Annotated in this window: 8 protein-coding genes; 7 read left to right on the plus strand and 1 reads right to left on the minus strand. The window is 54.2% G+C overall.

Translation table 11 applies throughout. From position 1 onward, the window contains the following. The first annotated feature begins 313 nt into the window (after positions 1 to 313). The 5 genes from P1L40_RS22760 (at position 314) to P1L40_RS22780 (ending at position 11,632) form a co-directional block, all read left to right on the plus strand. A complete protein-coding gene (locus tag P1L40_RS22760) occupies positions 314 to 3,613 on the plus strand; it encodes an ATP-binding protein (RefSeq protein ID WP_284011861.1) in 3,300 nt (1,099 codons plus the stop codon). Further along, the gene (locus tag P1L40_RS22765) at positions 3,610 to 4,227 is read left to right on the plus strand and encodes a DUF7680 family protein (RefSeq protein WP_284011862.1); all 618 of its coding nucleotides are present in this window, start codon (positions 3,610 to 3,612) and stop codon (positions 4,225 to 4,227) included. Before P1L40_RS22760 ends, P1L40_RS22765 begins: the two co-directional genes overlap by 4 nt. A gap of 16 nt (positions 4,228 to 4,243) precedes the next feature. Next, a complete protein-coding gene (locus P1L40_RS22770; RefSeq protein WP_284011863.1) occupies positions 4,244 to 7,141 on the plus strand; it encodes a DUF1156 domain-containing protein in 2,898 nt (965 codons plus the stop codon). Continuing rightward, positions 7,142 to 10,780 carry a DEAD/DEAH box helicase gene (locus P1L40_RS22775; protein ID WP_284011864.1) on the plus strand — a complete coding sequence of 1,213 codons (3,639 nt, stop codon included), beginning with the start codon at positions 7,142 to 7,144 and terminating at the stop codon, positions 10,778 to 10,780. A gap of 189 nt (positions 10,781 to 10,969) precedes the next feature. Continuing rightward, positions 10,970 to 11,632, plus strand: coding sequence for a tyrosine-type recombinase/integrase (locus P1L40_RS22780; protein WP_284011865.1), 663 nt, complete (start codon positions 10,970 to 10,972; stop codon positions 11,630 to 11,632). A 125-nt stretch (positions 11,633 to 11,757) separates the two neighbouring features. On the opposite strand, the gene P1L40_RS22785 is transcribed toward P1L40_RS22780, so the two are convergent. Beyond that, complete coding sequence (locus P1L40_RS22785; RefSeq protein WP_284011866.1) at positions 11,758 to 12,015, minus strand: hypothetical protein; 258 nt, start codon at positions 12,013 to 12,015, stop codon at positions 11,758 to 11,760. A 100-nt stretch (positions 12,016 to 12,115) separates the two neighbouring features. On the opposite strand from P1L40_RS22785, the gene P1L40_RS22790 reads away from it, so the two are divergent. Together P1L40_RS22790 and P1L40_RS22795 are read left to right on the plus strand one after the other, a co-directional pair. Further along, positions 12,116 to 12,508 (plus strand): hypothetical protein, encoded by a 393-nt coding sequence (locus P1L40_RS22790; RefSeq protein WP_284011867.1) that lies wholly within the window; start codon positions 12,116 to 12,118, stop codon positions 12,506 to 12,508. A 9-nt stretch (positions 12,509 to 12,517) separates the two neighbouring features. Further along, positions 12,518 to 12,910: a hypothetical protein gene (locus tag P1L40_RS22795; RefSeq protein ID WP_284011868.1), complete on the plus strand. Its 393-nt coding sequence runs from the start codon at positions 12,518 to 12,520 to the stop codon at positions 12,908 to 12,910. Positions 12,911 to 12,929 lie beyond the last annotated feature (19 nt).

The following is a 12,929-nucleotide window of genomic DNA, read 5'->3' on the forward strand; positions in this document are numbered from 1 at the left end:
AGTCACAGGGCGAGCTTAGCACTGACAGGTCATCGACCGTGTATGAATAGAGTGACTAATCCAATGCTCTATGCGAGCCGCAACTGACTTGTACCGCGCGGTGACATGTGACGAGTAGTATGTTACATATTAGTGGTAAGCAGTCGGCTGGCTCTTTTCTAGAACTGCCCACACTAGTAGCTCATCAATTGAGCAAACTGCCCTGTAGGTCACTCACGAATCTCTTTATTGGTAATTATTGTAGGATAATCTATGATATGAAGCGTTTCCGTGTCGGTCGGGGCAGCAATCAGCTAACCCCTCATGGAATCCAATGAGTGATTCTACACCCGCTTCGGCCGGAAAAGCACACACACCAACCATCTTCGATGCTTGCGAACCGCGTCAGGACGTCCTCACGGGTGAACTTGCCGAAGACCAGTTCGCAGCCAGTCTCGCAGATGTAGCCCATAGCGACGATGCACCCGGCGTTTACTCTGATCCACGTCTTTTCTTCGAGAAAACCTATCCCACTGGCGGTCTTCAGGAGCTGCTCACACGTCTCGCAACCCGTTTCGTCGGCGCACATAACGACGACTACACAGGTACTAACGGGATTCTTCGTCTGGACACCAGCTTCGGTGGCGGAAAAACGCACAACCAGATAGCTGCATACCATCTCGCAGAATCACCCACTGCTGTCCCTGATCTGTCCGAGTTCATCACTGACCAAGATATCGCCGACGAATACACTGACGCTGCCGCACTCGGTCTTGATGTCAATTCTGCTGTCTTCGTTGGGACCCATGTTGATGCTGAAGACGCTCGCTCGAACTACGATGATCCCGAGGCCCCCGCAACGAACACGATGTGGGGCGAGATGGCGTACCAACTCTTCGGGCGTGAGGGCTACGAGTTCCTGCGTGAGAACGACGAAAATCGCACTCCACCAGGAACCACCAAGCTCGAACGGCTCTTCGAGCGAAACGACAATCCCTCACTCATCCTCCTCGACGAGATCGCTGCCTATCTCGAACAGGCTGCTGCTGTCGAGATTGGTGATTCCACGCTCGCAAAACAAACGAATACCTTCCTGATGTCGTTGTTGTCCGCGACACAGAACAATGATAACGTCACCGTTGTTCTCAGCATCGCTGACACTGCCTTCGCTGACCAAGCTGAGGACGTTCGTGGTCTCGTCTCGGAGACGATTTCGGAGTTTAACAGCATCAGCGACCGTGTGGAAGGGTCCATCACACCCACCGAAGACAACGAAATCGCTGCAGTCCTTCGGCACCGCTTGTTCGAGAGTGTCGACGAAGGTGGTCGCGATGCGACTGTAGACACCTACGCTTCATTCTATACCGGGGATCGCGATTCCTTCCCCGACAGCACAGCGAATCCAGAGCATCGAGAACGGCTCGAAGATAGCTATCCGATTCATCCAACGGTCATCGATACGCTCACAGAGGAACTCGATTCGTTACCCTCGTTCCAGCGGACTCGCGGCGCACTCAAACTCCTTTCTCGCGCCGTCCACCGGCTCTGGCAGCACCAGAACGACAACCAGGAACGCCACTTCGTTCGCTTGTTCGATCTGCACCCCTCCGATGGTGACGTCCGCTCAACGCTCCTTCGACTGTTCGGCTCGGTTGATATGGACTTTGAGGCAGCTATCAAGGCGGATATCTTCTCCGAGGATGGGACTGCGAACGCTGAGGAAGAAGACCGGAATTGGGTCACTAACGGCCACCCACCGCTTGGGACACAGCTCACGACGACGATTCTCTGGAAGAGCATCGTCAAAAGTGCCGACGGACGGGGAACCACACGCCGTCCACTTCGACATGCAATCGCTAATCCCGAGGTTGAGTTGGCCCACTACGATGATGCTCTCAATAACCTCTTAGGCGAAGGACGACTATCTGCGTGCTTCTACCTACATGGAGACAACGGGGAGAAAATCCAGTTCAAATCGGAGCCGAACCTGACGAAACTCGTCGACTCCGTCGTCGAACAACTGCAAGATGGACTTGCCCGCCGGCATCTTGAAGAGGCCCTCGATGAGGCGCTCGGTCAGGGCAGTCTCAACGTGATTGTCGGACCGGAAGAACCACACGAGATTCCGGATACGGCTGACGAAGCCCATCTGTGCGTGATGGACTTCGATACGGTCACGATTACTGACTATGAGACCGTTCCGGAGACCATCACCACCCTGTTCAAGAACACGGCATCGTCGAGTGGTGGGCAGAAGACCCCGCGAGTGTTCAAGAACAACGTCGTCTTCCTCGCGGCCAGCGCGAACGATGTGACAGACGCGAAGCGAACTGCCGAACGGGTCGCCGCTATCAAGCACATCCAGAACAATCTCGGTGACCAGTACGAACTCAACACTGAACAGCAGGATAAACTCGGTGAACGCCTCGATAGCGCGAAAGGGACACTGGACCAGGACATCAAGAAGGCATATACGCACCTCTACTTCCCGACTGGGAACGGGCTTGCCCATCGGAACGTCACGACCGACAGCACCATCCATCAGAGTGTTATCGAGAAACTCGACGAGGCCGGCGCAATCATCCCCGAAGGTGAGGACGCCTATGGTGTCGATTGGTTCGAGGCGACAATCTGGAACGTCGGTGCGACCTCGATGACGACGCGGGCCCTGGAAGAACAGTTCGGGAAGCGCCAGGATGCGGAAATTCTCCTGTCGCCGATTCCCCTGCGAAAGACGATTGCTCGTCTTGTGCGTGAAGACGGGTACGCGTACTGGGATGGGGACCAGCAGACCGGACACTACCAATCCGGAACAGCGCTCTCCACAGATGACCACGATCTTGACGACGCGATGAATCTCGATGCAGGTCTCAGCTATCAGACCGTCAAGCTCTCACAATCACATACGCTGTACACCTCGCTCGACGATCTGGTCGACGATGTCGGGAGTGAGATTGAGTGGGAAGAACCCGACGATGACGAGGAAACGGAGGCGGAGACAACCGATGGCGATGATGACGAGACCATCGGCGGTAGTGATGACGGTCCGAGTGGCGGTGGCGATGACGAACCGGAGCCGTTCAGTAAACTCATCGAGGTTCGCACCTCCGAACCGGCACACGTTTCCCGTGCACTGCAAGAGATGCGGGCCGATATCGCCGATGAGCTCACCAGCGCTCGCGAGGAATACGATGGGCATCCTGACGAACTGACACCGATTGTGGAAGGCGTGTGGATCCGCATCGACGGCGCTGATGCGTGGAAAGGTGCCTGGTTCACTGCGAATAAACTCAGCAATGATGAGGATTTTGCGGAGGACACCACCATGGACTTCGACTACGAGGCCAACGACGGGGCTGACTCGAAATCGGAGTTCGAAGTCGACTTCAATGGCCGCCCGGACGTCTTCGCGAGCCATCTCCGGTTCAATATGGAGCCGGAGGATCTCGCAGGCCCTGACGGCGGTCGTACCGCAGAGGCCGAGTTCGCCATCGAGTTCGACGACGCCGATGACCGTCTCTATGGGGAGACGTTCGATGCGCTTGACGACCTCCTCGCGGTCGACAACGCGTTCACAGTCACGATGCACACACAGATTCGCGTTGTCGAGTCCAGCGAGGTGGCGCAATCATGAGCCACGGGATAGCAGAGGGCAATTCGTTCGCCTTCACCACCGGCGCATACGGGAATCGGCCCACGTTCGTCTTGACGCGGAACCGGGTTGACGACCAGCACGAAATATCGCTGTATGAGCTGGCACCCGGTGATATCGCAACCGCTCGCCGGGACCGGTTCGAGAGGACCGGCAAATCTGTGACCATCTCAGTGTGCGAGCTAGACGACGCTATCGTCGGTGATAGCTCTCCGTCGGAACTCTCTGGAAGCGACGATACGGCATACGACTGGGATGACTGGTGTGCGATTCGTATTGCCACGCTGCGTGGTGGGGCGTTCAACGAGGTGAGTTCCCTCATCGAATCCACTTTTCGTGATCTGGATCTCGGTCCCGAGACTGTCTGTACAGGAGACCCAGCAAGCGTGAGTCTCCCCGAAGCGGCCGGGGTTCGGCTTTCGATTGCGTTCCGTGCCATGAAGCCGATGCGCCGCCGTGATCGCCTCCGAGAAGTGGCGAAAGGCATCGACCAGATGAGCCTAGGTGAGTGCTACTACTGGCACGCCAAGGCTCGATCACCGTCCTCACCCAGCGGCACGAAAGCACTCCGCGTCCTGCTTGCCGACCACATCTGACGAGATTTCCAATCCTATGAGCGACTCTCACACAACATCCGAGACCGAGCGCGAATCTGACGATGAGTTCACCTCGTTGGCGATCGAGGGCGAACTTCCTCTGAAAGCGGTGGGAATTGAGAATCTCAAGGAAGCGAATCCGAAGCACATGCCGCCGCATCGGTATATCCACCCGTGGTTCGCTCGACGTCCTACTCCAGCAGCCCGTCTAGCGATTCTTGGCTCAGTAATGGAGGAGGGAACAAGTGCGGACGAGCTGCTGTCGCTTATGCAGATTGGTCCAGAAGGTCTAGAAGAGAACATCAGCGAGTACGTGCAAAAGCGCAAGAGGACCGAAGGAAATCGCGACGGAACGCTCGGTGAGTGGTACGGTTATCCAAGACCGTTTACGCAGTCTCCCACTGACGAAGAACTCGCAGACCTGCATACATCGTTGCGAGAGACATGGGATGACGAATTACCGACCGTTCTAGATGCGACCGCTGGCGGTGGAGTGATTCCTTTCGAATCGATCCGCTACGGGTTGCCAACCATAGCGAACGAGTTGAATCCGGTCCCGTCGGTGATCCTAAAGGTGATGTTGGAATACGCGCCGGAAGTTGGGTCGCTTGAAGATGAGCTCTACAAGTGGCGAAACAAGATTCAGAAAAAAGCGAGTAAGGAGCTCAAAGATCTGTATCCTACGGAACGGGAGGGCCGTGAGGTACTGGCCTCAGCGTGTACGTACCATATCCAGTGCGAATCGTGTGCCGGAACAGTTCCGTTGGTGCCGAAATGGTGGCTACAAAAGCGCAGCGCCGGCGAAGGTATCGCGATCAAACCCCATTACGAAAACGGATATGTATCGTATGAATGCGTTGAGCTCACAGAAAACTCCAACACAGACTTCGATCCGTCTGAAGGTACAGTATCGCGCTCGGACGTAGAGTGCCCTCACTGTGGCGTAATTACCGAGTATGAAGAGACTCGGGAACTGCTGAAGAACGGTGAGTTTGAGTACCAGATTTACGGTGTCAAGTACGACGATCCCCGTGGTGGCTCAGGGTACCGGGCAGGAGACAATCTCGACCAGCAAGCCCTCAAGAATGCTGAAGAGCGTATCGAATCCGACTTCGAGCTGCTCACTTTCCTGTCCGAAAAAGTCGAAGTGAGTAGTCGTATCACCGATCCGGCGACCTATGGGATGGAAGAATGGAGAGATATCTTCAACCCTCGCCAGCTCGTCTCTCATTACGAGTACTGTAACGCGTTTCAAGAATGCGCCGAAGAGATTCGCTCAGAACATGGGACACGTGAGGCAGAAGCTATCCTGACAATCCTTACGATATCTGCCAGTAAAATGATTGATCGTAACTCTCGGATGTCACCATGGGATACTGGGAGAGGATATCCTGCTAATATGTTTATGTCGCATAACTACTCGTTCCGGCGGGTGTTCTGCGATAACAATTTAGTCTCGGAGACGATGGGCTACGAGGATAACTCAAGGAAGGTCATCGACTGTTATGAGCAACTCGTGAAGATGGCTGAGGGGCGAGATGCAGCAGAAGTGTACTGTGGTGACGCCGCGGATCTAACGTCGAAAATCGGAGAAGATTCCGTCCAAGCTGCTGTCGTCGACCCGCCATACTATGACAGCGTTATGTATGCCCAATTGGCCGATGGCTTCTATGTCCTACAAAAGGCGTATCTGAGCGATACCCATCCGGAGTTCTTCAGCTCAGAACTTACTAACAAGGCTGACGAAGCTGTCGCGAACACCTCAAGATTCGAGGGGCTTGACGGTGAGAAGTCAAAGAAACAACTCGCAAAAGATGACTATGAAGAGAAGATGGCAGACATCTTCTCTGAACTTCACGAGACTCTCGAACCGGGCGGTGTCCTGACGATTATGTTCACTCACAAGGAGACCGATGCGTGGGATACGCTGTCGATGTCACTCATCGAAGCTGGGTTTACTATAACCGCGACGCATCCGATCACGAGTGAGATGCCAAACCGTGTCGTGATGCGCGGAAGCCAGAGTGCCGACAGCACAATCCTTCTAACTGGACGGAAACCGTTGCATGAGAAGGAGGATGCAGGCGGGGCAACACTTTGGGACGATGTGAAAGCTGAGACTCGGTCTGAAGCGAAGAAGGCTGCGAGAGAGCTTCTGGACTCCGGTCTGAGCCTTACCAAGACGGACACGATAATCGCAGCATTCGGTCCAACACTGCGCGTGTTCGCGGATAACTACCCCGTCGTGGATAAGAAAGGAGACGAAGTCCCTCCACGCGACGCTCTTACCGCCGCCCGCGACGCCGTCGCAGAAGTCCTCGCTGAACGGTACCTTGACACAAAAGGCTTCAATGATCTCGACGGACTCACGCGCTGGTATGTTCTCTCCTGGCTGATTTACGAATCAGACACGATGCCCTACGACGAGGCCAGACAACTCGGAATCGGTGTTGGAGTCAACATTGACGACGTGAAACGTGACACAAAAATCTGGGGCAAAAGCAGTGGTGATGTCCAGATCAAGACCCACAGCAACCGAGTCCAAGACATCGTACGTGTCGAAAATGGCGAAAAGGTATCTAGCCGCAAGTATCCTGTCAATCCGACTGATGAGCGGTTCAGTCATGGCATAGATGCTGTCCACTCTGCCATCCACGTCTACGAAAACAAAGGTCCAGAAGCCGCTTGGGAATGGCTGTCCAATCGCGGAGTGAAGAACGACAAGCGATTCAGTACCACTGTCACCGCTCTCCTCGAAGTCCTCCCTCCAGAACACGACACCGCGGAAACACTCCGAGACATCCTATCGGGGCGGACGGGCGAGTACCTCGATATCGATATCAGCAACATCAATCTCAACGTCCGCGACGAGGAGGATGGAGATAGTCAGACTGACTTCAGTGATTTCAATTAAATGAGTCTCCAGAATGTCTCGTGGGAGCCGGTATACGAGAGTGAGTTCCGGACCAATCGGATACTCATGGAGCGGTTCTACCGGCCGTTCCTCGACGAGATTATCCGATATGACCGTCTCGCCGGCTATCTCAGTTTGCGCAGTCTGGCACACGCTCTCGAAGGCGTTGACTCCCTGCTTGAAACCGATGGGACAGTACGTGTTATCGCTGGAGCTGACCTCCAGAAACGCGAGAAGGGTGCGATGTTTCCCGATGCCGATGAACCCCTCGCACCGTGGGTGGAATCTCAGCTCACCATCATCGCCACCCTACTTGACCGTGGTGACCTCAAAATCAAAGTTGGCGATCCGAAAGGCGGTGATGGACTCTTTCACCCGAAGCTCGGCATCGGCGTGGATCGCGAGGGCAATAAAATCAGCTTCGAGGGGAGCATCAACGAGACGCTCAGCGCGTGGCAGTACAACTACGAGCGCTTCAAAGTGCATCGCTCCTGGAGTCGCGGCGAAGCAAAGTACGTCGAGGAAGACGTCTCGACGTTCAACGCGCTCTGGAACGGCTTCCACCCCTCAGTCGACGTCTTCGAGCTCGACGAAGCTGCACGCCAGGACCTCATCGACTGGAAGGACACAGACGGCTCGCTCGAGGAACACGTCGAACGCGTCAAGAATCACGACCCCCAGACGACGGTTCCCGAAGACGATACCGCCGGCGTTGTCTCAATCGCCGGACGAACACCAGGAGGGATCCATCTTGCAGAGGAAATCAGCACTGTCACGCCCTGGCCCCACCAAAGAACGATCTCCGATACAGCAGTCAGTATCTATCCGAATAACCTCTTATTCTGTGACGAGGTTGGCCTCGGCAAAACCATCGAAGCAGGCCTGACGCTCTCACGGCTGATGCAGGTCGGAGAGGCTGAGCAGGCACTGTTTCTGGTTCCTGCAGGGTTGGTTCAGCAGTGGCAGAACGAACTCCTCGACCGCTTCAATATCCACGCCTACTATCACGAACGTTCGTATGACGGCGATTACATGATCGGTCCTCTCGGAGACACAGAGGATCACCGAATTCCCACATCCGGAGCGGCCGACGCCAACGCGTGGGAGAACACGCCGATTGGTTCGTTCGTTACGGAGAGAGATGAGCCAACCGTCGTAATCGAGTCGTGGCATACCGCCCGCCGCGAAGGTAATCAGGCACACGTCGCCCCACGTATCGATGAGAGTGTGTGGGATCTCACGGTCGTCGACGAGGCGCACAGTGCTCGCGAGGAGACGAAACTCTACGACCTGCTCGGACAGGCCGAAGAGACCTCCCGGTGTCTCTACGCTCTCACAGCGACGCCCATGCAGCTGAATGTTGGCGAGCTCTACGATCTCCTTCGACTGTGCGATCTCCCAGAGGGTTGGGACGACAAGGACCGATTCGTCGAGTTCTTCGAAACACGGCAGGCACTCGAAGATAGCCTCAGTACCGTCGGCTTTCGCTATCAGAATGTAGCTGATGGACAACAACAAGTCCTCCAGCAGTTCCAGAAAGAGCTCGATCTGGAGGAGGACGAAGGCCGACCAAGAATCGAACGGTTCGGGAGACTCATTCACGAACACCTCACGTCGAATCCCGGCTACAACGAGCAGGCGAAGGAGCTAGTCGAGGAGACGGAGACGGAGTCAATTCAACAGCGGAAAGCCCTCGAAAAGCTCGTCGGCGTGCGCGAAATCTCACCCCGATTTGACGATCCGCGCTCGCTCATTTTCGACTGCGGGCCAACGGAGTGGAGCGCCCTAGTGGAGGCATCTCAGTGTGCGACACCGGTTCAGTCCCGCATCTTCCGGAATACTCGAGCGGTCTTGGAGCAGTGTCAGGATCTCGGACTGCTCGACGATACGGTTCCGACTCGGGATGTTGAGACAAAACGGATCGAACTGGGTGATGCAGCCCCACTGTACGACCAGGTAGAGCAGTATATTGATGAGACGTATAAGCAGTCGCAGAAGGTCCTGACCGGGAAGGAGAAGCTCGCATTAGGCTTCGTGATGACCACGTATCGTCAGCGGCTGACGAGCAGTCTCCACGCCATCAAGCAGAGCCTCCAACGCCGGATGGAGAAGCTCGACGAGAAGGTTGAGGACATGACCGAGGAGGTCTCCGAGCTTAGTAGGGATGCCGGAGTGACGGAGGCGACAATCGACGAGGCGATTGGCCAAGCATCCCTCGACGCCTATCAGCCGAGTAGTCGTGGCGCGGCTGACGTGATTCAGGCGGAGAGGACGGCCCTCCAAGAGTTCGTGGACGATCTCAGGCAGGCCCACACCGATCCGAAGGTAGCGCAGTTGCGCCGCGACATTCGCTCACTCCGTCAGAGCGCCCGTGATAACATCATCATCTTCACGCAATATCACGATACGCTCAAGCACATCCGTGAGACCCTGACAGACACGCATCCGAACGTCGGTACCTACAGTGGTGGTGGCGGGATGCAGTACGACGAAACGACTGGCGAGTGGGTGAACGTCGGTAAAGAGGCGATCAAGCGCGATTTCACAGACGGCGATACCAATATCCTGATCTGTACAGACAGCGCGAGTGAGGGTCTGAACCTCCAAACTGCGGATGCGCTGATCAATTTCGATTTACCGTGGAATCCGATGCGGGTTGAACAACGCATCGGTCGAATCGACCGGATTGGCCAGAAGAACGAGGTCGTGAAAATCATCAACTACGCCTACAAGGACAGCATCGACGGCGACATCTACGAGGAACTGGAGGGACGGTTGCAGCTTTTCGAGAACGTGGTTGGGCCGATGCGTCCGGTACTGAACAGCATCGAGCAGGACATCAAAGACGCCGTTATGGGTAGTTCCGGGTCGGAGGACGCAAGAAGGCCCAGTGAGCAAGTCGTCGAAGAAGCGGACTCACGAGCAAAACGTGCCCAGGAGAAAGCCGAGGAGACCGGGCTAGCAGGTGAGCCAGAAGAGGTATCGACGAAAGAGGCGATAATCGAAAGTTCCGGACTTGACGGGTGGGAACCCTATTGCTATCCCGCATTCGATGAGATCGGGACCGGTGATCGGTCGTATGAACCATTGGTGAGCTTAGAGACGATAGAGACACAGCTTACGCAAAGCGACCGCCTCGAAGAGACAGAATGGTCGTTCACTGCCCTCCGGAACCATGCCCGCGCCGACGACTTCGAAGATATCGTTGACGATGTATACGTTCTGGAACTGCCGGAGGAGGGTACAGTAGCAATGCCGGAGTCGCTTGGAGAGACAGCTCAGGCAGAGCTTGGAGGGGGTAGCGGTGTTGTTGTGACGTTCAACCCAGAGATTGCTGAGCAGTTCCCGTCGATTCGGCTGCTCCTACCTGGAGACCCACTATTCGAAGCGCTCGTCCGCGAAGCGGCCCCAGCAGAAGTCGATAATGTGGAGTTCGTCTGTGGTCAGCGTGGAGAGAGTGGATCGTCTGTTTCCCGAAGCAGTCAGGTTGCCGAAGCCAAACAAGCGGCTGTTGTAGAACCAGCAGTAACGAGTGAGGGTGTGAAAAATCTCCTCGGTGGGCCGAACTCGATTTCAAATATTAACGACGCTGAACAGGCTGTTTTGAATTGGTTATCGCAGATTCGGATAAGTAATTAATCTTTCACAAAACAGTAAACGATCTTATTCAGATAAAATACAATCACAGCTATTAGAAGTATAGTCAGATCGATACCGAGTGAAGCGACATCAGCCGTAGCGAGCCTATTGGTCCCTAATCGAGTGAATAACTACTCTGAGCATCATACATAGTTTGGCTTAACCAGTACACGACAGATTGCCGTATTCATGCCACCGACACGCGAAAGCGCACTCACTGAACGAGATTTCGAACAACTACTTCAAGCCACATACCGACTAAAGGACACTAGTGCAAGTTTAGAGGCACGTGCAATCATCCTTATTGGTGGACGGTTAGGACTTCGCCCAGGCGAACTTACACATCTATCTGGGGAATGGATCGATTGGCAACGAGAGATGATTCGAATTCCGAGCCACCATTCATGTGAGAAAGGGCAAAACGGCGGCTTGTGCGGATACTGCCGCCAAGCGGTTAGTCAGCAATCAGATTCGCCCAGTGATTATGCATCACTCAGGAAAAAATACTGGCAACCAAAAACACCTGCAGCAGCTCGTGCTGTACCTTTTCATTTCTCATCTCGGGTCCATATTGCATTAGAGTTTTTAGACGAGCAACACGGAGGATGGCCGTATTCATTGTCGACACTTCAACGTCGACTCGATAGCGCGCTAAAACATGCTCCAGATCTACGCTCAAATGCTACATCACCGCATGGGCTCAGAGCAACTGCAGCATCTTATCATGCAGGTCGTGGGTTAGATATGACAGCTCTTCGGGCGATGTTCGGCTGGAAAGATCTTGAAACCGCCCAACAATATTTGAATGTGGATGGAGCGATGACTCGGCGAGCACTCACTAGTATACACTGATTTTTCAAAATCAGAGCTACCGGTCCGATAGAACTGTTGCCATTCTTTAGTAGCTCAAAAATGGATGTAATCGGGGCAGTGGCTATTGCAACAGTTACTGCGGGGGTAGTATCCTGTGGTCGTGATTATCGGTCGAATCCTCCTCTTCTACGCGAGCCTCCGAGTGAATCCCGGAATATCGAGTATATTCCTACACAGCCCACCGTCACGAGTATACCACCACCAGATACGTAGAGTGCAGAGGAGATTTGAGAAGCTGATCCGAAAATCGGTACCGTTGGAGGAACCAATGAGAGCCCGATTCCCGCTGTGATGAAAAGGAGACCGCTGATGATCGCCAAAATGGCGAGTGCAACCACGACCATTTCTTCTGGGAATTCCATATATTCAGGTCAGTCTTAGACAGCACCAAAGAGGGTTCTGATGGTCAGTGGCAGTATTCTCAGCACAAGACCTATTAAAAACGACACTCCGAATTGTACTATGCCCTCAACTCGCCGGAACTATCAGCCCTTCATCAACTATCTTCAGAATAATACCCGCATTCCACAGCTTCACTTCGAGAACCTTGTAGTTCGCGAGGAAACTGTCGTACTTCAATTAGAGTATGAGGGAGATCTAGCACCACGGGAGAAACAAAATCAGGTCCGTGAGATGGTCCCTGAGATCTTCCTGATGGCTTGTCGGAAAGGTGTATTTCAGGACGTGGAGGGCATTATCCGCTGTTCAGAGAACTCAGATTACTTGCTGTTCGGATTCGACCAGCAATGGATCGAGCAGATGGAATCAGAGAAGGATCAGCCAGACTGGGATGAACTCAAAAGCCAAATCTTGGCTCAAATTTCCCATTTGTACGGAGATGAGCCTGCAGTATAAGCTTCCATAATGGCCACGAAACCCGCAGATTCGGATTCAGGCCATCCTCAGCCAGGAGTATGGTTGCGATTCCTCTTCTGGGTCTATGATCGGTTCTATAACGCTAGCGTTTTTGAACTCATTCGAAATTGGGTTGTCTTGGGATTTGTAGTTCTCACCCTCCTCTCGGAATTCGCACCTGAAGTGTTCAAGACTATTCTAATAATGATCGTTCTGCTCCCAATAATCCTCGCAGCGCTGGTCGTGAAAGTGGTTCCAATAGTGGCATCAGCTGTTGGTTGGGGAGAGCGACTGGGGCTGATGACAGCTGACGATCGCGTTTCCATCGTTGCGAAGGCAATTCGTCTTGTTTCCGGTGGCGAAGATGTCTTCGAACATTTACTCGAATGGTTCCGTCGATGACCAAATTTAGGAAGCCAAA

It is taken from the genome of Haloarcula pelagica, assembly GCF_030127105.1.
GTDB lineage: Archaea > Halobacteriota > Halobacteria > Halobacteriales > Haloarculaceae > Haloarcula > Haloarcula pelagica.

Coding starts and splice junctions, on each gene's coding strand:
- P1L40_RS22760 (WP_284011861.1), top strand. CDS start 314: ATGAGTGATTCTACACCCGCTTCGGCCGGAAAAGCACACACACCAACC.
- P1L40_RS22795 (WP_284011868.1), top strand. CDS start 12,518: ATGGCCACGAAACCCGCAGATTCGGATTCAGGCCATCCTCAGCCAGGA.
- P1L40_RS22780 (WP_284011865.1), top strand. CDS start 10,970: ATGCCACCGACACGCGAAAGCGCACTCACTGAACGAGATTTCGAACAA.
- P1L40_RS22765 (WP_284011862.1), top strand. CDS start 3,610: ATGAGCCACGGGATAGCAGAGGGCAATTCGTTCGCCTTCACCACCGGC.
- P1L40_RS22790 (WP_284011867.1), top strand. CDS start 12,116: ATGCCCTCAACTCGCCGGAACTATCAGCCCTTCATCAACTATCTTCAG.
- P1L40_RS22770 (WP_284011863.1), top strand. CDS start 4,244: ATGAGCGACTCTCACACAACATCCGAGACCGAGCGCGAATCTGACGAT.
- P1L40_RS22775 (WP_284011864.1), top strand. CDS start 7,142: ATGAGTCTCCAGAATGTCTCGTGGGAGCCGGTATACGAGAGTGAGTTC.
- P1L40_RS22785 (WP_284011866.1), bottom strand. CDS start 12,015: ATGGAATTCCCAGAAGAAATGGTCGTGGTTGCACTCGCCATTTTGGCG.